This window comes from Priestia sp. 179-F W1.4 NHS, from assembly GCF_045369295.1.
Taxonomy (GTDB): Bacteria; Bacillota; Bacilli; order Bacillales; family Bacillaceae_H; genus Priestia; species Priestia zanthoxyli.
The window spans coordinates 862,168-881,390 of the sequence record NZ_JBIQFF010000001.1 but is presented as its reverse complement, the minus strand read 5'-3'; the positions used below and the strand labels follow the sequence as shown (position 1 = coordinate 881,390).

The 19,223-nt window shown below is 38.0% G+C and carries 22 protein-coding genes; 3 read left to right on the top strand and 19 right to left on the bottom strand.

What is annotated here, in order from left to right; genetic code table 11:
• Positions 1-21: 21 nt before the first annotated feature.
• The 9 genes from ACH0CI_RS04475 to ACH0CI_RS04435 form a co-directional block, all read right to left on the bottom strand.
• A complete protein-coding gene (locus tag ACH0CI_RS04475) occupies positions 22-1,227 on the bottom strand; it encodes a TolB domain-containing protein (RefSeq protein WP_335707717.1) in 1,206 nt (401 codons plus the stop codon).
• A gap of 101 nt (positions 1,228-1,328) precedes the next feature.
• Positions 1,329-2,147 carry a membrane protein insertase YidC gene (gene yidC, locus ACH0CI_RS04470; RefSeq protein WP_014458568.1) on the bottom strand — a complete coding sequence of 273 codons (819 nt, stop codon included), beginning with the start codon at positions 2,145-2,147 and terminating at the stop codon, positions 1,329-1,331.
• A gap of 505 nt (positions 2,148-2,652) precedes the next feature.
• Positions 2,653-4,032: a sucrose-specific PTS transporter subunit IIBC gene (locus tag ACH0CI_RS04465; protein ID WP_028415103.1), complete on the bottom strand. Its 1,380-nt coding sequence runs from the start codon at positions 4,030-4,032 to the stop codon at positions 2,653-2,655.
• A gap of 178 nt (positions 4,033-4,210) precedes the next feature.
• Positions 4,211-5,038, bottom strand: a complete 828-nt coding sequence (locus ACH0CI_RS04460) for a PRD domain-containing protein (RefSeq protein WP_048019898.1) — start codon at positions 5,036-5,038, stop codon at positions 4,211-4,213.
• A gap of 37 nt (positions 5,039-5,075) precedes the next feature.
• Positions 5,076-5,573, bottom strand: a complete 498-nt coding sequence (locus tag ACH0CI_RS04455; protein ID WP_028415105.1) for a PTS sugar transporter subunit IIA — start codon at positions 5,571-5,573, stop codon at positions 5,076-5,078.
• A gap of 234 nt (positions 5,574-5,807) precedes the next feature.
• Entirely contained in the window at positions 5,808-6,008 is a 201-nt protein-coding gene (locus tag ACH0CI_RS04450; protein WP_406900919.1) for a hypothetical protein, read from the bottom strand.
• 131 nt (positions 6,009-6,139) lie between these two features.
• Entirely contained in the window at positions 6,140-6,766 is a 627-nt protein-coding gene (locus ACH0CI_RS04445) for an FMN-dependent NADH-azoreductase (protein WP_328106757.1), read from the bottom strand.
• 140 nt (positions 6,767-6,906) lie between these two features.
• On the bottom strand, positions 6,907-7,362 hold the full coding sequence (locus ACH0CI_RS04440; RefSeq protein WP_406900917.1) for a transporter: 456 nt from the start codon (positions 7,360-7,362) through the stop codon (positions 6,907-6,909).
• Between the two features lie 160 nt (positions 7,363-7,522).
• Positions 7,523-8,068 (bottom strand): hypothetical protein, encoded by a 546-nt coding sequence (locus tag ACH0CI_RS04435; RefSeq protein WP_034270743.1) that lies wholly within the window; start codon positions 8,066-8,068, stop codon positions 7,523-7,525.
• A gap of 666 nt (positions 8,069-8,734) precedes the next feature.
• Here ACH0CI_RS04435 and ACH0CI_RS04430 point away from each other — a divergent pair.
• Entirely contained in the window at positions 8,735-9,901 is a 1,167-nt protein-coding gene (locus tag ACH0CI_RS04430) for an FtsW/RodA/SpoVE family cell cycle protein (RefSeq protein WP_014458560.1), read from the top strand.
• A gap of 243 nt (positions 9,902-10,144) precedes the next feature.
• On the opposite strand, the gene ACH0CI_RS04425 is transcribed toward ACH0CI_RS04430, so the two are convergent.
• Positions 10,145-11,593 carry a SulP family inorganic anion transporter gene (locus tag ACH0CI_RS04425; protein WP_155007692.1) on the bottom strand — a complete coding sequence of 483 codons (1,449 nt, stop codon included), beginning with the start codon at positions 11,591-11,593 and terminating at the stop codon, positions 10,145-10,147.
• 219 nt (positions 11,594-11,812) lie between these two features.
• Entirely contained in the window at positions 11,813-12,517 is a 705-nt protein-coding gene (gene deoD / locus ACH0CI_RS04420; protein ID WP_013058711.1) for a purine-nucleoside phosphorylase, read from the bottom strand.
• Between the two features lie 194 nt (positions 12,518-12,711).
• Here deoD and ACH0CI_RS04415 point away from each other — a divergent pair, with 194 nt between their 5' ends.
• Positions 12,712-12,864 carry a hypothetical protein gene (locus ACH0CI_RS04415; RefSeq protein ID WP_013058712.1) on the top strand — a complete coding sequence of 51 codons (153 nt, stop codon included), beginning with the start codon at positions 12,712-12,714 and terminating at the stop codon, positions 12,862-12,864.
• Between the two features lie 51 nt (positions 12,865-12,915).
• Here ACH0CI_RS04415 and ACH0CI_RS04410 read toward each other — a convergent pair whose 3' ends face one another.
• From ACH0CI_RS04410 to ACH0CI_RS04390, 5 genes are all read right to left on the bottom strand, one after another.
• Complete coding sequence (locus tag ACH0CI_RS04410; RefSeq protein WP_013058713.1) at positions 12,916-13,239, bottom strand: hypothetical protein; 324 nt, start codon at positions 13,237-13,239, stop codon at positions 12,916-12,918.
• A gap of 246 nt (positions 13,240-13,485) precedes the next feature.
• A complete protein-coding gene (locus ACH0CI_RS04405) occupies positions 13,486-14,112 on the bottom strand; it encodes a phosphatase PAP2 family protein (RefSeq protein WP_071271278.1) in 627 nt (208 codons plus the stop codon).
• Between the two features lie 235 nt (positions 14,113-14,347).
• Positions 14,348-15,118: a sporulation protein gene (locus tag ACH0CI_RS04400; RefSeq protein ID WP_335707721.1), complete on the bottom strand. Its 771-nt coding sequence runs from the start codon at positions 15,116-15,118 to the stop codon at positions 14,348-14,350.
• Positions 15,105-15,938, bottom strand: coding sequence for a serine/threonine protein kinase (locus tag ACH0CI_RS04395; protein WP_047749946.1), 834 nt, complete (start codon positions 15,936-15,938; stop codon positions 15,105-15,107). Before ACH0CI_RS04395 ends, ACH0CI_RS04400 begins: the two co-directional genes overlap by 14 nt.
• 6 nt (positions 15,939-15,944) lie before the next feature.
• A complete protein-coding gene (locus ACH0CI_RS04390) occupies positions 15,945-16,199 on the bottom strand; it encodes a hypothetical protein (protein ID WP_080754470.1) in 255 nt (84 codons plus the stop codon).
• 117 nt (positions 16,200-16,316) lie between these two features.
• On the opposite strand from ACH0CI_RS04390, the gene ACH0CI_RS04385 reads away from it, so the two are divergent.
• The gene (locus tag ACH0CI_RS04385) at positions 16,317-17,378 is read left to right on the top strand and encodes a DUF2515 family protein (RefSeq protein ID WP_406900915.1); all 1,062 of its coding nucleotides are present in this window, start codon (positions 16,317-16,319) and stop codon (positions 17,376-17,378) included.
• Positions 17,379-17,436: 58 nt separating this feature from the next.
• Here the strand turns inward: ACH0CI_RS04385 and ACH0CI_RS04380 are convergent, their stop codons facing one another.
• The 3 genes from ACH0CI_RS04380 to ACH0CI_RS04370 form a co-directional block, all read right to left on the bottom strand.
• The gene (locus tag ACH0CI_RS04380) at positions 17,437-17,607 is read right to left on the bottom strand and encodes a YozD family protein (protein ID WP_013058720.1); all 171 of its coding nucleotides are present in this window, start codon (positions 17,605-17,607) and stop codon (positions 17,437-17,439) included.
• Between the two features lie 265 nt (positions 17,608-17,872).
• Complete coding sequence (locus tag ACH0CI_RS04375; RefSeq protein ID WP_013058721.1) at positions 17,873-18,559, bottom strand: hypothetical protein; 687 nt, start codon at positions 18,557-18,559, stop codon at positions 17,873-17,875.
• 230 nt (positions 18,560-18,789) lie between these two features.
• Positions 18,790-19,005 (bottom strand): YozE family protein, encoded by a 216-nt coding sequence (locus tag ACH0CI_RS04370; RefSeq protein ID WP_013058722.1) that lies wholly within the window; start codon positions 19,003-19,005, stop codon positions 18,790-18,792.
• Positions 19,006-19,223: the final 218 nt, after the last annotated feature.

The window sequence follows — 19,223 nt, the reverse complement described above, 5'->3', positions numbered from 1 at the left end:
TTCTTATGTTTTAATTAGCTATTAAGGACTGTACACGCTAAATACTTCATTCCACCGATACAGCTCATAATAATTTCCCGGCAGGTCTAAATCTGAAATGAGTACCTTGTCATTTTTCGTATCTTTTACGCGCGTTAAAAGATTTGCTTGTTTTCGATTTGTACGAATCCACATCGTTTGATTCGTTGCTTTATGATAAACAGGCGCGTAATCGCCTAAGCCTTTTTGCGGAAATGTGAACTGACTTTGCTTATTGGTCTTTACATTCATGCTATATAAAAAAGGCAGCGGCCTCTTTTTTTCATCATTCGACCACCCTGCTTCGGGCACACGTGAAATGATGATGTTATCTTTTTCTGTCCAAGTGAAATCCCAATCTGCGAAGCCTTTTGGCGTAAACACATGTTCTTTAAAAACGGGCATCTCTTTTAGAGTGAACTTTTTATTTTCAGTGGCAAATCTTCCTTCTCCATTAATAAATGCCAGTACTTGCTCTTCATTACTCCACTTAAACCAATTGGGTACATTAAGCATATCTCCCACCACTTGAAAAGCTTTTCCTTCTTTTGTAATGATGCACAGCTTATTTGCATCTGCAGACATCGAAGCCGTTGGAATAGCGATAAAACTAATCCATTGACCGTTAGGAGACCATTTAAAGCTGCTTGTTGTATACGCAAAAAATGAATCATTTTCTGCTGGAAGCGTCGTAAAAGCCTCTACTTTTTCCACATCTAACCCTGCATATTTGCTCACTGTATATAGCTTTACCGGTCCCCATCCCGTGGGCGCCAGCGCAGCAGCTGACGTAATTAAAAATCGATCTCCTTCCAGAAACCATGAAAACTGATCAACTCCTATGGCTACACGCTTCTTTTCATGCGTTTTAACGTTGTAATATACTAAGATTCCATTCGAAATATACGCAAGCTCCTCGGCAACCGGTGACCATTGATAATGAGTCACATCATGTTCAACAAGCAGCGGTTTTCCTTTTAACGGTGCAATCATTAAAGAATCATTTTCTGCATACGCAACTATATCTCCATGTGATGACCATTGAGGCATAGAGGCATGACGTGCATAGGATAACTGCCTTTCAGTACCGTTATCATATACCCATAGGTTTCCTTGCCGTATAAAACTGACCTTCACTGTATTGGCAGCATTTATTTGCATAGGGAACAACATAAGAAAAAGCAGACATAACGCTATTTTTTTCACCATGTTCACTCCTGTCTTTTTTTATAGCGTTACACAAATCTCCTCATCTCATCACATTTTTGAAAAAATAAAAAAGCGCAGCGGATAGCTGCGCTTTTTGTATATTATGATTTTGACTTAGATTTTGGTGATGGCTTTGTTTTAGCTTGTGCTGCATTATTAGCCGCATCTTTTTCTTTTAATAAACTCATACGTTTTTTCAAGTAGTAACCTTGTCCAATTCCGAATAAGTTACCAATTACCCAATATAGTGCAAGAGCAGATGGAAGTGAAATTCCCGCTACTAAGATGAAGATTGGCATAATGTTCATCATCATTTTCATTGGAGGTTGAATTTCATCCGTCATACTTACACGAATTTGTAAGAATGTCGTAATCGCTGCAACTACCGGTAAAATGAAGTAAGGATCTGGCTTTCCTAAACTTACCCATAAGAATGAATGCTGCGCAATTTCATGCGTTCGTGCAATGGCATTATAAAATGCGATAATAATAGGCATTTGAATAAAGATTGGCAAACATCCGCCAACCGGATTAATTTTATGCGTTTGGTAAAGCTGCATCATTTCTTTTTGCTGCTTTTGCTGTGTTTCCGGATCTTTTTTACCAGCATATTTCTTTTGAATCTTTTCCATCTCTGGACGAAGTGCTTGCATAGCCATCGTGCTCTTTTGCTGTTTTAAAATAAGCGGCAATAGAACTAAACGAATGATAACCGTTGCAATAATAATAGACAGACCATAGCTTCCGCCTGCCCACTCAGCAATTTTCGTTAATGCCATAGATAAAGGGTAAACAAAATAATGATCCCAGAATCCGCCGCTTGTAGCCGTGACCGGTGTTTTTGTACTGCTACAGCCGGCTAGAGCTAAAAGAAGCGCTCCCATTAAACCAAGCAATAATAATTTTTTATTTCTTTTCATATTCTTTCCTCCTAATAATGACTAAATGTATGAAGTGTTTTTCAGAAGGAAAGGATCTTCTTCATCATTATTCTTCTCTTTAACTGGTGTTTTTCTATACACATGTATAAATACATTTCGTCTTTTCCATATTGTTAATACTGAAGGATCAATCCCTGCATTCACATGGTCGGTGACAGGTTCCGCATGAAAAGCCGTAAACCTAGCTTCACGAAGCATATAATAACAGAGGATGTATAAAACGAAAGCAGATAAATACGGCGCATATAGAAAAAGATCGTGATAAAATTCCATGTGCCAGCTCTCTTTCTGACTATAATAGTACAATCCAATATATGTAGTGTAGCATTTACGTTCCTGTTACACAACATCAACTTATCTCTTTGGCTGTTCTACGTATTACTTTTTAAAAAGTTTCATATTTAAGACACAAAATTTGCTCACCATAAAATATGATGAGCAAATCTAATACCCTTCTCTATTCTCGTATGCTTACCGCTGGTTCTCAGTCTTCTTTTAGTTTCATGAACCACGTAACGCCAAATGCTACACCTACAGAAATAATCATACCGATGATATAGTGAATTAAATTGCTCATACCAAGCGGTGCAGCAATGGCCATCATTGGAATACCTGTGAGTCCGTAGGCGTTAGCTACTACGTGCATAAGTACCACGTAGCCTCCCCCCGCTGCTCCGCCTATAGCTGCAGCAATAAATGGCTTGCGAAGTCGTAAGTTGACCCCAAAAATAATCGGTTCTGTAATTCCTAAGAAGGAAGAAATAGCAGCTGGAATCGCAATTTTTTTCGTTTTGGCATTTTTCGTCTTAAAGTAAACAGCCAGCCCTGCTCCTCCTTGCGCTACATTCGCGCAGGCCCAAATAGGAAGTAAGAAGTTAACACCAATCTTCGGGTTAGCAAGCAGCCCTGCTTCAATAGCATGAAAACTATGCTGCAGGCCTGTTAATACAATGGTTGAATATAAGCCACCAAACAAAATTCCTGCAAACACTCCGGCTACATCGTATAGAGACTGAAGGCTAATGGAAATTAAATCTCCAATATAGCGGCCGAAAGGACCAATAAACACAAGTGACACAAAGCCCGTGATAATAACAGTTAAAAAAGGCGTAACAAGTAAATCAACCGAATTCGGCACAATTTTCCGCAGGCCCTTTTCAATTTTACTCATCACGTAAATAGCTAATAAAATTGGAACGACCGTACCTTGATAGCCAATCAGCGGAATACTTAAGCCAAACAAATCCATATATTCTGGCTTAGCATCTGCTAATGTCCATGGATTTAATAACATCGGATGCGTCAAAATCCCTCCGATAACCGCTCCAAGATAAGGGTTTGAACCAAATTCTTTTGCAGCTGAAAACCCGATTAAAATCGGTAAAATGATAAATGCTGCGCCTGAGAACATGTCCAATAAAACAAATAACGCACTATCTTCTGAGACCCAGTGGAACGCTTTCATCATACCGAGCAATCCCATTAATAAACCGCTTGCTACAATGGCTGGAATAATCGGAACAAAAATATTGGAAAGCATGCGAGCAAAACGGGCAAATGGGTTCATCTTCTTTTTCATTTCTTCTTGGTGATCTACTGGGGCAGCAGCCTCTTCAGCGCCTAATTCTTTAACAAAAGCAGCGTGAATTTTATTAACGAGACCGGTTCCAAAAATGATTTGAAACTGTCCTGAATTTGAAAAAGCCCCTTTTACATCCTCTATTTCATCCAAACCTTTTTGATCGATTTTGCTTTCATCTCGAATAACGAGGCGCAAACGCGTAGCACAGTGCTGGGCACTAGCAATATTTTCTTTTCCTCCCAAAAGCGGAACAAGCTTTTTAGCAATTTCTTTTACGTCCATCTTACTTCCTCCTTGTTGTATGTCATAAAAAAAGCAAGACCTAAAACACGCTTATAAAAGACACACTTGTCCTTTATGCGTATTCTAGGTCTTGCCTGCTTTACCAGTCACAATCCCGATTATTCAATTAATACGCTTTCATTGTACTCAATACAACAATATTCGTCAATGCTTTTTTCTATATTCTTTGCTCTATTCGGCAAATGTGAAGCGTGATGTAGCCTAACTCCGCTTCTGGAAAATTAATGTCGTACTCCTCTTTGACAAATTGCTTTATCGTTTCAGCACACTGATAAGATTTTTTATATTTGACTTTTAATACGTCGAGCATCTCTTCATCCATCTCATGAAAAGGTTCATTTTGCGCTAAACGATTTAACGCAAAGCGCAAGTGAGTCAGCAGACGCTGATAGGACATGCTGTTTTCATCAATCTCCATATTCAGCTCTTTTTTTATAATCGTAACCATTTCATTAATAATCGTTGTATTCATCATGAGCTGCTGCATTCCTGGTGAATTCAGTTTCGCCGTATGAATATGAAGCGCAATATACCCAGCTTCATCGATCGGCATCGTGATGTCTAACCTCTTTTTGATATGCTGAAGAGCCCACACTCCTATTTCATACTCAGGCTGATAGAGTGATTTAATTTCATTAAGCAATTTATTTTGGATGGAAATTCCGCGGGCTATCCTTTCGACAGCAAAGGATAAATGATCGCTCAAAGCAATATGCACATGATGACTTAGAGTAGCAGAAAGCTGCTGCTCAGCATACGAAATGATTTCTTCCGCCACTTGAATATGCTCTTCAGGAAGATTTTTTAATAGTTCTTGAAACTTTTCCTGTTCTTCTTTCATGACAAAGACTTTCTCCACTTTTGCAGCATTAATAAGATCATTTTTACCTTTTTGAAAAGCGATGCCGGGACCCATCGCAATCTTTTCAACTCCGCCTTCCTTAAAGACAACGGCGTTGTTATTTAACACTTTTAAAATCTTCAAATGCGCTCTCCTTTCTTAAAGGAAAAGGCCTTGCTTATTACTTCATCGTTACTTTTGCACAAGCAGTTTCGCCTTTTTGAACCGTCCCTTGAGCCAAAATTTCGAAACTTTCACTTGCATCACTATTTGTAATAACAATTGGTGTGATAATGCTTTTCGCTTTTTCTTGAATAAGCGCTAAATCAAATGTAATAAGAGGTGTTCCTACACTTACTTTGTCACCTTGTGTTACGTGAGCTTCGAATCCTTCGCCTTCCATTGCCACTGTTTCAAGGCCGATATGTATTAATACTTCTGTACCGGCTTCTGTTTTTAAGCCTACCGCATGTTTTGTATGAAAAAGCTGAACGACTTCCCCAGCAACGGGTGAAACAACTTGTCCTTCTGAAGGTTCGATTGCAAAACCGTCTCCCATCATCTTCTGTGCGAACACTGGATCTGGCACTTCGCTGATTGGCAGAATATTACCTGAAAGCGGAGCTAGAACGGTTGTTTCTTTTGATTTTGTCTTATTACCAAATAATTTTTTAAACATCTCAATCACCCTTTTTTAGATTGTACTTGTAGCATACCCCAATGATTCTTCAGAAAAACTTCTCCTATCCTGATGGTACATTAACATGGTCATTATTTAACCATGCTTTTTTTATCTTGTAAATAAAAATGTATGCGGGTTTTCATAAGAAGTGCGTTCTCTATGCCGCACTTCATGTAACCCTTTATACATCTTTTGAAGGGTGGATATTGAATTTTAAACCTAAAAAAGAGGTTAAGACATAAACAAATGAATCCAATCTAAAGACGAATAACTCGTATACATGAGCCGAACCGCTTTTGACACCGCAGTTGATTTCCGTGCAAGACTTCGCTTTCCGCGGGCGGATGCTGAGCCTCCTCGTCGCATACGCTCCTGTGGTGTCTCACCTATTCCGCTTTTCCCGCAGGAGTCTTCGGGTTGCCCTCCTATCAACTGCTAGAAAGACTTACAAACATGAAACCTACGTTTACCGTAACAAAAAAAAACGAACCACTAATCAAACATATTGATCGGTGGTTCGTTTTTCACTTCGTCTAAAATCCTTTTGTCCCAGCCTCTTGAGATTAGAACGTTGACGCAACTTCTTTTGCTTTTTCAGATGCTTTTGCTAGAATATTGTCTGCTTCTGCTGGCGTGTAAGCCATGCCTTCTGCAACAACCAGTTGGAAATCTTGAACACCAATGAATCCCATTACTGTACGTAAATAGCTTTGAGTAAATTCTAGCTCTGCCGCAGGGCCTTCTGAATACACGCCTCCACGAGCTTCTAGTAATACTACCTTTTTATCTGAAGCTAATCCTACTGGACCATTTTCAGTATATTTAAACGTTTTTCCTGCAATTAAAATGTTATCAATATATGCTTTCATTAGTGGAGGGAAGCTTAAGTTCCACATTGGAGCTGAGAAAATAACTTTGTCAGCTTGTAAAAACTGCTCTACTAATTCACCCATACGCGTTACTTTTTCTAACTCAACAGCTGATAATTCTTCACCAGCTCCAGCTTTTCCCCATGCTGCTAAAACATCTCCATCGATGAATGGAACTGTTTCTTTATACAGATCAAGCGTTGTCACTGTATCAGTCGGGTTTGCTGTTTTATACTCATCTAAGAAAACCTGTGCTAAACGAGTTGAAAATGATGCTTCATTAACCTGCGGATTTACTTTTACATATAATACATTTGCCATAAATGTCATCTCCTAAAAAGTGTCTATTATCATCAATTCGAGATATTACTAAACAAATTATCTTTAATTCGAGATTTATTATATAACGCCATTTTTTATGCGTCAACCCTTTCGCACAAAAAAACTCCGCAAGCGGAGTTTTATACACATTGAAATTCTCGAATTTGATTTACATCTACCCCAGCATACACCCAGAAAGATCCTGTCCAGCGATATCCTGCAACTGAGCGTCTGCCCACAAAGGTTGGGTAAAACCAGTAAGGTCGACCATTTCTCGGCCATATATAGGTGTATCGGTATAAGCATCCTGAAATAGCGCCTGGATCAACAGCATAAAGCGATGGACCTCCTGAACCTAGCTTTGGTGCAGGTATAAAACCTGGCGGCGGACTTGAAGGTGGCTGCGCTCCTCCCTGCGGCGGAAACCCTTGGCCCCCTCCTCCAGGTGGTGGCGGTGGAAAGCCTTGACCTCCTCCTCCAGGTGGCGGCGGCGGAAAGCCCTGACCTCCTCCTCCAGGTGGAAACGACGGAAACCCTTGGCCTCCTCCAGGTGGAAACAAATTTTGAAAACGTGGATCGTATTGATATGGATACATACGCACTCCCCCTTTATAATGCTTGCTACGTTACAATATGCATCATAATGAAGATAGGTGAATGTCTACTTTTACCTTCTATAGACTAATTGAACGATGTCAAACTTGGTAATCTTAAAGAGGAGCCTTATGGGAGAAAGTAATAAATCCAACACGGAAACTACTTGCGTGTTGGATCTGCTTGCGGAAAATACTTTTCAATAAAATTATACAGCCAAAATACGGTAATCAAAATAGGCGCTATCAACAAAGGATGTTGAACCCACCTTTTCACCAGTACCTTTTCAAATGACGGAATCGATTTTAACACTTGAAATAACGAGCTTCCGCTAAAAATAATGCTCGTTCCTATCAATAAAAAAGATAGCCAGTTAAATTGACCCATCCACATGCTCATAGAGATATAAAAACTAACACTCGTTCCTATCCCCCCCATTATTCCGCTTAAAATACTTTTTACCGAAAAAGGAATCCCTACAAACCATCCGGCTCCTAGTCCTGCACACCCTGCTAAAATGCTAGAAAAAAACAGCGGCTGCTCAAGCCAGAGACATGCATTCACCCCAACCACTAAGGTGACATGTATTCCTACGTGAAGGGAAATTCTTTGGCCAACAGGTTCTGAAACATAATGATAGTAGCGACCGCTATAAAAAATTGTCCACCATAATAATAAAAATGCTGTCACACTTGCCCCAATAATCATAAACACACCTCTCTACGTTATGATTCTATTAATCTCTATCTATTATTTTCCTAATATCCTGTGTCTCTTATTCGGTAATCTACCCTATGCCTTCCATACGTTCATCAATAAGAAAGTAGACTATGACTGTTTACTTGTAGGGAGCTAAGAAGTTGAATATCTGCATGTAGAAAAAGATAGTGTAGAACACTTTCTCTTACCTTTACTATTATTCATATGTATAGCTTGCTAGATTTAGTCCTTGCAGTTTAGAATTTTTCAGTCGTTCATATGAAACTATTTGCCCCTTTCTTTCGTTATATATATACATGTTTCTTTATCTTTTCACGTGCAAAAAAAGATGAATTCCTATAATATGTTTTCATATTAACCTTTAAGGAGATAAAGAAGATGAATTGAATAAATCCTTACAAATAGAGTTTTTAGAAAAAAGAAATTGTTATCATTTCTCCTATTTATGTTATAGAATAATTCATGTATAATAAAAGGCTGTATGGTAACGCAGCTTGCGACATATCTTTTCTTACTTTTAGCAAGTCTATATTCAAAGCAAAAACTGCAAAGCGGGGTTAGTGCGACTCTTCATTAATCGACTTTGCATTAAAAACCAGCATTTTTCTTTTATCATAAAGAAAGAATGAGATTTAATAGTGACAGGTGAATAATATGGGTGAAAATCAAAGAAATGTTAGTAGATTTGACTGGAACTTGGCTTTCCTAATCTTCCTATTGTTTTGCGTAAGCGTTGTGGCAATCCATAGTGCTGAAAAAATTGGGCAGTATGATAAGAACTTCGTAGCGCAACAAGTTGTTTTTTATATTATTGGAATGGTGATTATAGGATTTGTCATGCGTTTTGACTCCGATCAGCTTCAAAAGCTAACGTGGGTTTTTTATGGATTTGGGAACTTTTTATTGCTTCTTTTACTAGTGGCTCCTTCAAGTATTGCCAGAGAAATTAACGGGGCAAAAAGTTGGTTCACACTTCCCGGCTTCTCGTTGCAGCCATCAGAGTTTATGAAAGTGTTTTTGATTATCACACTGAGTACGGTCATTGTTAAACACAATGAAAAATATCGTATCCGAACAGTAAGAGAAGACTTTTTACTGCTTGGTAAACTAGGCGCTGTACTTGCTTTACCTTTATTGTTAATCATGCAGCAGCCTGACTTAGGTACCGCTCTTGTGTTCTTAGCAATCACAGTTGGACTTGTATTTGTTTCAGGCGTAAGCTGGAAAATCATCGCGCCTGCATTTTTAGGTATTACAGCGGTTGGTTCTGTTATTTTGGGACTTGTTGTTTATGCACCTAACTTATTAGAAAAGTATTTAGGGGTTAAGCAATACCAATTTGGACGTATTTATTCTTGGCTTGATCCTGAGTCGTATAGTTCGGGAGAGGGCTATCATTTAAAGAAATCGTTAGATGCGATTGGGTCAGGAATGGTAAACGGTAAAGGGATCGGAAATGGAGTTGTCTATTTGCCAGAAGGACAGACCGACTTTATTTTTGCGGTTATTGGAGAAGAGTTTGGCTTTATAGGCGCCAGCATTGTTATTAGTCTTTTCTTCGTACTCGTTTATTACTTGATCAAGCTAGGGCTTGAAACAAAAAATGAATTCAATTCTTACTTATGTGTAGGCGTTATTTCAATGCTTACGTTCCACGTATTTCAAAATATCGGTATGACCATTCAAGTCTTACCTATTACCGGAATTCCACTTCCTTTTATTTCATATGGAGGTAGTTCACTGATGGGGAACATGTTTGCAATGGGTCTGATGTTTGGAATCTCATGGCATCACAAACGCTATATGTTTGGAAATGATTAAAGAGAGACAATGGTCTCTCTTTTTTCTTTTATCTCCCTATTAAGCATGCTACAATAAAGAAAACGCTTTCAAAATCTGTTTTAAAAGGAGTAGATATGCATGCTTGATTACCAATATCGTCGCAAAGCCTATGCTATTTTGTTAAAACAGACATCCGCACCTTCATCTACAACTTCTTTTTCCACCTGGCTCATACAGCTACTAAAACGAAACAAGTAAAAAAGGTGTGCTACTGCACACCTTTTATTTGTTCGACAGCGACGTTAAGCCAATCTGCCTAACGATTTTTTTACTGTCTTCATTTAATCCTTTTACAATAACCTTTTTATTCAATCGCTCATACTTATCGATAATTTTTGAGATGCCGATCACGGCCGATTGATCCCATATATGAGAAGAACTAAAATCAATAATGATGGTATCTGGGTCTGTTTCATACTGAAATTCATCCATAAAGAAACTGATGGTAGCAAAAAATAATTGCCCTGAAACCCTGTATTGCTTCATATTGCCTTCTTTTTGTGAAGTTGTTTTGATTTTAGCCATCTTCCAGCCAAATACAATCGTACTTAAAACAATACCTACCATTACTCCTAATGCTAAGTTATGTGTAAACAATACGATAACCACCGTAACAACCATTACAATGGCATCCGATAGCGGATATTTCGTTAAGTCTTTAAGGGACTGCCAATCAAATGTACCGGCAGCTACCATAAACATAACGCCTACAAGAGCAGCCATTGGAATTTGTTTAACAACATCGCCAAGCACCATAATTAAGAACAATAAAAAGACTCCGGCGACTAAGGTAGATAACCTTCCACGTCCCCCTGATTTTACATTAATCATAGATTGTCCAATCATGGCACAGCCAGCCATCCCTCCAAAGAAACCTGTTACAATATTAGCGATGCCTTGACCGCGCGCTTCTTTATTTTTATTTGAAGGCGTATCTGTAATTTCGTCCAGCACCGTTGCCGTTAGCATAGATTCAAGTAAGCCTACAATCGCTAAAGGAAGCGAATAAGGTAAAATGATGACCAGTGTCTCCACTGATAAATCAACCTTTGGAAAGTGAAGAACCGGCAGCGAACGCGTAATATTCCCCATATCTCCTACCGTTTTTAAATCTAAATGAAAGACAATCGCTACAATCGTCATCAAGACAATGGCAACAAGCGGAGATGGTATTGCCTTGGTCATGAGCGGAAATAAGTAGACGATGAGCAGCGTTCCGGCTACCATTGCGTACATCATCCAATTTGCTCCTTCAAAATGCGGAAGCTGTGCGGTAAAAATCAAAATACCGAGCGCATTTACAAAGCCAATCATCACTGTTTGAGGAAGAAACGATAAAAACCTTCCTACTTTCAAAACACCAAGTAAAATTTGAATAATTCCGGTTAAAACAGTAGCTGCAAATAAATACTCAATGCCGTGATCTTTGACTAAGTTAATCATCAATAAAGACATTGCTCCTGTTGCAGCTGAAATCATAGCTGGTCTTCCACCTGTAAAAGCAATCACAATTGCCATACAAAAAGATGCATACAGACCAACCATAGGATCGACACCGGCGATAATGGAAAAAGCAAGGGCTTCTGGAATAAGCGCAAGAGCAACTGTCATCCCTGACAAAATGTCTGCTCGAACGTTTGAAAACCACTGCTGTTTAATACTTGCCATCATGATGGTTTATCACCTCTTATGAATTTTTTATACGATTTTCGACTTTCACGAAAATCAAGGCCGTTTTTAACGTATCAAATCGTACCATACAATTTCCTATTTGGAAACAATTAATTTTCACAAATAAAAAGACGAGAAGCTTGATTGCTTCTCGTCTTTTTATTTGTTACGCGGCAGCATTTCGCTGCCATTCAGCAAATAAACGAAATGAAATTATGTTCATTCATTAATTGCTGCTTCAAGCGCAACAACAATCATATCGTTAAACGTCGTTTGACGTTCTTCTGACGTTGTTTCTTCACCAGTGAAGATGTGATCACTTACTGTTAAAACCGACAAAGCATTACGGCCGTATTTAGCGGCTAGCGTATACAGAGCCGTCGTTTCCATTTCAACTGCCAATACGCCGTGAGCTGCTAATTTTTCTAGCTGGCCGTCTTCATTGTAAAATTGATCAGATGTAAATACACTTCCTACTTTTAACTGAAGGCCTTTTTCAACACCTGCATCGTAAGCGCGCTTTAATAAATCAAAGTTAGCTGTCGGTGCGTAGTCAATAGGACCAAATTTAACGCGGTTCATTTGTGAATCACTTGACGAAGACATGGCTAAAATAACGTCACGTACTTTTACATCTTTTTGGATTGCTCCGCATGTACCCACGCGAATTAGGTTTTGAACACCATATTCATTCATTAGTTCATTTACATAAATAGCAATCGATGGTACACCCATTCCCGTTCCTTGAACAGAAACGCGCTTTCCTTTATATGTTCCTGTAAATCCAAGCATACCGCGCACTTCGTTATAGCAAGTTACGTCTTCTAAAAACGTTTCTGCAATGTATTTTGCACGAAGTGGATCACCTGGAAGTAAAATAGTTTCTGCAATATCACCTTGTTTTGCCCCAATATGTACGCTCATTTCGTACCTCCTATATGTAAAAAATCTTACGCTTTCACTATACCATATTGTATCCCTTGCATGTCTATTTACTTCTAACATTATGCGTCAAAAATAAAAAGACATACTGCCCAAAAAATGGCGTAGTATGTCTTTTTATATAAGGGTACGCTAATAGCGCAAGGGATTTACTAACTTTAGCTGAGGTGATATGTATGGGAAAAAAACATCGCAACCGAATTAATTCGCCTAAAAAGAATAATCACATTCCAAAAGAAGCAATTATAGCAGAACATGAAGCCCATGGAGATGAATATTCAGCAACAAACCGAAAAAATGGCCCTGGTCATCATACTCGTGATTACTAAGAGTCAACATATAAATAAAAAGCGGCCAGATAGGTCGCTTTTACCTTATGTTTAACGTACGTGCAGGCGATTCACTTTTTGCCAGCCGTCTGTCCATAGCTTGTAGTAATACTTCCCTCGAGTACCTTCATCAATTAACAAAATATCGCCTGTGCTAATAAATCTCGCATCACAATCTTTTGGTAAATTATCAGCAATATTAAACATCTGAAATACTTGTGTTGCTGCGTCTTGATGATCGAATGCTGTAATCGTTAGACGATGGACAGGCTTATATCCGCGCTTTTCACCTTTTTCTTCTGTTTGCATAATGGTTACATCATATTCTGTGCTAATATTGAATTGTTTTTTTATTGTGGTCCACACACTCAACATTCTTCCCTCCACCCAAAAGCAAGTATTTACTCTTTTACGTCATGTATTCTTATATAATTAGTGATAAAATCCGAAAACCCTTTATCGAATCAAAACGTTTTTTGTCGAAATTACTAGTTTTTTCTTATTAAACATGTACATAAAATATTTGTTTCCCATTTTATCATTAGTTGTTTTTGAATGGATGAATCAATAGGCCTACTTAAACAAAATGAAATATTAACGAAAAAAATGTAACCATTGCTCCTATTTTTGGTTATATAGGCGCTTAGAAAGTAGGTAGACCCCTAAGGACCAAGCAAGTCCTAAACAATATCCTGCTAGTATATCCGTTAAAAAGTGTACGCCTAAATACAAACGGCTAAATCCAATTAATAAAATAATAATAGCAATTACGCATGCAGCTGCCGTTTTAATAGCCCTGCTTCTTGTATACATCCATATTAACAAAAGCACTCCGCTGTAAAACGCCATTGAGTTCATGGCATGTCCGCTCGGAAAACTATAGTGAGAGGCGGGAACGACTTGACTCCAATCAGGTCTTGGTCTTGCAAAAATCTCCTTCAATCCCCAATTTAAAGCGCGAACTCCCCAAAAAACAAGCGTGATATATAAAGCGAGCAATCCTTTTCGTTTATAAAGAAGAAATACTATAATGGCAAACCATATTGGCGCAGTGACATACCAAGATCCTACAGTTGTTATAAATATGATGATGGGTGTTAACGTATCCGTCCTCCATCCTTCAATGGTATGAAGTACATTAAAGTCAAGCTGTTTCACCCAAGGTGTATTAAACGTAAATAAAATGAGTAAAAAGAAAGCTAAAAGCGATACAATAAATAGAGAATATTTTGTAGTGCGATTTACCATTTTTTATTTCCTCCAACCTATTAAAAGAAAAAGCATGTAGCGTGCTACATGCTTTACTTATTCACACGTTTTGGCTGAATATAGTCTTCCGGCTTGGGAGCTTGATGAACGACAAATTCAGCCGAAAATTCCTCTTTTGCATTTATTTTTTTCGTTTGTTTTGATTGCGGCATATACCTCTCTCCTTTCTTTTTACTGTCTTTAATATACGAAAAATAAAGGAGAGCTATGCACGTTAGCTATAGCGTGAAATAATATTGGTTAATCTATTTTTTAACTGAGGAATTTCTTTTTCAGAAACATGAACATGAACGAGCGACTCGTCTGCATCCAGCATTTCAGATAAAAAACCCCCAAACCCTCTGGCCCGTCGATCTACTTCTATAAATAAATCGTAGTCATGTAAGCCGCTCGGCTGCACGATGATTTCAATTTCATCTACTTTCCCAGCGTACACTCCACTGCTTGGAACAAATTCAAATTCTTGAACAAAAGGAAGTCTTTTTCTCATCCTGCGAGGAGCTTCTTCGCACTCGACTTGGCGCAAGCGAAAGCCAAGCTGTTCCATCGCTTCAATTGTGCTTGTTACCATAAGGTTAGGGAGCACTTTTACATGATCAATATCCGACGGATCAACCGCATCTTTAATATCGAGGCTCGTCGCCACCCACACTCGGGTTCTCCCTAATGTAACAGGCGTATCATCAGGCAGCTGAAAGGTAAAAGGAATAGACTTGGTTTCAGATGGTTGAATCGTAAACGGGTCGTTAATCTTAAACGTATTAAGTTCAATGTCCTGCTTGTATTTTTTATCGTCTCTTTCTTTTACATAGGTTGTGAATAGACGCAGATAGATGCTGTCAATTTTCTGCTCAACATTTCCGCCGTACACTTCAACAATCCCTTCAATCGTTTCACCAGCACGAAATTCATCATTGACAAGCTTAGCATCCACTCGCGCTGCACCAATTCCAATGCGGGCTAACGCTTTATTAAATAGCGCCATGCTTTTCCCTCCCCGAGTTCTTACTATTTATATAGTCATAAATGTCTTTTTGTAAACTTTTAATACTTTCATACGCTTCATCTGCTCTCAGCATTTTTTGAATGATGGTTTTAATGGGCGCCGACAAGCTTAGCTCTTGTTCCCAGCTTTTTTCTTGTTTATCCGTCGGCTCATAACCAGAATACAATAAAAATAAAAGAAAATGACCAAGCGCATAGATATCGCTTGCAACCGATGTTTGTCTCATAAACTGCTGTTCTTCTATAAGGCTGCTTGTTTCTTCATGAGCTCCCAAAAATCTTGCAAGACCAAAGTCAATAACATAAATGGTCCCGTTAACATCGATAATGTTTGGAATACGAAGATCACGGTGAACGATTCCTTGCTCATGAATAACGGAAACTACTTTTAGAATATCAAGTAAAATGTCAAGCGCTTTTTCTTCTGTATATACGCGCTTCTCTTCAAAAATTAAATCTTCAAACGTTTTTCCTTGAATCAACTCCATCACTAGAAAACACCCTTCATCTATTTCAACAGCTTCATACAGCGAAGGAATTTGAGGATGATCTAGTTGAGACAGCAGTTTTGCTTCATAATGAAAAGACTTCAGCCCCTGAGGCGTGCGCTGCTTCGTTTTGCGGAGCTGCTTTATTACTACCTCTTTTTGTTGCACAATGTCACTAGCAACATATGTTATACCATAGCTCCCCATTCCCAGTACATTTATGATTTCATAGCGCTCACAAATGACTGTTCCTTTTTTAAAAGGACGGTCAACTAGCCAGCGATGAAAGTGTTTGAACATTCGATTTTTCATTCCAAATCAACTTGAGAAAAAGCTTGAGAAGAAGCTTCCGCTTTTGCGTTTACGCTTGTAATGGTGATGACCATATTTTGAATGACTGTGGCTGTCATAATATTTGCTTCGTTTATAATCGCTACTGCTGCTATGGTGACGCGGACGTCTGTGATGATGATCACTGCTGCTGTAGTGGCGTGGACGTCGGTAGTGTCGATCACTGCTGCTGTAGCGGCGATGTTTAGATCCAGTTAATGATTCAAATATTTTTCTGAACATAAAGAAAACCTCTTTTCTTAACATTTGTTACCCTTTATACGTACGAAATGTTATAAAGGTTTCAAAAAGTCCCTTACCCTTTTTTAAAATAGTTAAACGTTTCAAAGGAGGCTTAACATGACTTCTACTGACACAAATCCCCTCATTAGATTGGAGGATGTTCTTCGTCTGCAGCAGATGATGCAGCACAAACCTCCTGCTATTCTCCCGCTCTCTTTTATTGGAGAAGATGTAAAATGGATTAAAGAAATTCGAAGAAAAGTAAAAAAAGCTAATCAAAACAATGTTACACGTACACAAGCTTATTTGGACTATTATCAAAAACACCCTGAAATTCACTGGGCTCTTTTAGCACACTTAGTTTCACGGAACGGCGGCTATTATATGACAGATCTCTCCACTACCTTAATAAAATCCCTGCTTTCATCAGAGAAACAGCACGCATACTTCTTGTTTTTAGAACATTCCAACTCAGCGATATTTCATGATGCTTACGCTCAGCTGTTACTCTATGAAAAAAGCAAAGAGCAAAACAACAATCTGTTTCATTTACTCCCCGCCTTTCACATATCTTCTTTTATGAAAGCTGTTTGGAATGACTTTTGGCAGCATAGAAACAAAACGCTCTTATCAATAGCCCTGATTGTGAACGAACAGTATCATATCGAAAAAAATGTTCTCTTTAAAAAAGAGTTTCAGCGTGATGTTCTTCACTCTTGGCAGTTTCACACTCAAAATTTTCTCGGTATGACTCAAATCGTCTTTCCCTATTATTCAGGTAACAAAATTGATTTATGTGGAACGAAAGTGTACCATTTTGAGTCTGTGATAAGACGGATTGAAGTGGGAAAAACCCTATACGTTCTTCTTTTTTATTCAAACTTGCATGATGCTATTTATACCTTTAGCCTTAAACACCCTCATACAGGGTCTCGAAGCGATTATAATTCAGATATATTTACAAATGACAGAACTCATTCCAAAAAACTCTATAGCCCGACTTTAACTATGAGCTGGGGAGACCGCGTACATCTTTTTTTAAGAAAAGAAGATTGGTTTGAAGACGAAAGCATATTTTCTCTTCTTGACTCTATTCCCGCTTCTTCAGTTAAAAAAATTCCCCTTCAGCATCATATAAAAGTGCAATCCGCTATAAAAGCTGCTAATCCTTTTTCATAACCGCTGTCTCATAAACAAAACGACGAGTTTCCCCGTCGTTACAGATGTATCTATCTTTTTATTCTTCATCTTGCTCATCAATAATACATTTATCAATGAGATAATCAAAAGTTATATCCGCTAATTCGCCTAGCTCTTCTTCAGCGGGAACATAGCCTCGCTTGACTAGTTCATTGTAAAAGAACTCCGCAATTTCTTCCGTATCAATGACCACTTCGATTTCTTTCACAATATCACTCCTTATCCCGTTTGAACGGATTAGCGTACCTTATTTTTCTTAAAAATAGGTTCACTCCATCTTCTGCTTGAAGTTTTACCTTATACACATTTATGAACAATTTGGCAATAGTATGTCTAAAATTTCAGCAGTTTAAATAGAAAGGTAATTATACCCATTCTTTTTTCATTACCATCGCCGTATACACAATAAAAGATAGCTAAGAGAGATGTGATGATCTATCTCGGCTATCTTTTATTTATTAGGCATCTACCTGCTATTTTCCTTGTTCGGATTTTGCTATCTTTTTTAAATGTTTCAGCACTAAGTTCATGACTTCAGCGTATTCTTCATCTTCAAAAAGCTCATACAAAAATTTATAATCATTGTACACATCTAAAAGACCGTTTATAATCTCATGCTTTTCTTTAGTTAACCTCACTTCTTCTTTTTCAGAACCGTTTTGTTTTTTCATCTTTGGTAGCAACTCCGTCTTTTTAATTTCTTTACCTAAATACAACATATCAACACTTTGAGCGTAATTTTCTGTTTCCTCATGAGGAGTTACGAGAATGAGTTCTTCTTCACTAGCCTCAAGCCATTCTCCATCTGTTACACGTGACAATTCATAGACAATATCTTCCCATGAATCCTCTTTATAACGCCATATTTCTGTTCGAATACCAATGATTTTAAATAACTCTTTTCCATAATTAAAAACCTGGACGATATCGCCGAAGAAAAATTTATATTCAAGCTCTACTCTTTCCTGTACTAATATTTGACCTTCATATTCTTCTAGAAGTTCAATTGTATCTTCTAAAAAAAGACCTTCACTATGGTTGATTTCGTATACAAAAATCCCATCCATCACTTTTATATCGGTAATAGTGCCAACGGTCCCGTATATTGTTACAACGACTGTTTCACCAATTCCGTATTTAGGTTTTTTCTTCCCTGCCATCGTCGCACCTCCTTAGTAAACATACACCTACTGAAAAGTTACAATATTATATGCAGTAACTAAAAAAGGGGAAGTATAACATCTTTAGAACCAAGCCTTTATTATCTATTGCCCTCTATCATTTTTTTCTGCTTATTGTACAGGCTAAGGAAAATAAAAAGATCCGAACGATGAATCGTTCGGATCTTCCTTCAACTAAAATACTGTTGTTCTAGCCTCTTTTTATTTTCTCACGCATTATTTTGATAAAGCTCCCATGCTTCATCAAATACGGTCATACTTGATAAATAATGTCCGTTGAGCTCTAAATAAGAACTCAGTTCGTCATAGTCTGTTGAAGATTTCGGGAAGCTGTGATCATCATAAGCACTTCGCGCAAACTCTCCCATTCGATCATGTTTTTTATTTGATCGGAATTTCATTATATAGTGATAAAAGGATTTCATCGTACTCCCCCCTCCAGCGGTATGTGTATCTTTTCTATCATTTTTTCAAGAAATCTACAACTTTCTTCTGTGATATGTAGATGTCGAACACTGCAATATAAGTGTTTTACTGGACCAAAAATATTAAATTCATGTTACAGTTGCAAAACAAATTTCACTATTAGCGTAACGAATAAATATTGTTATATCAATATTTTTCTTTTTTCAAAAAGACATTT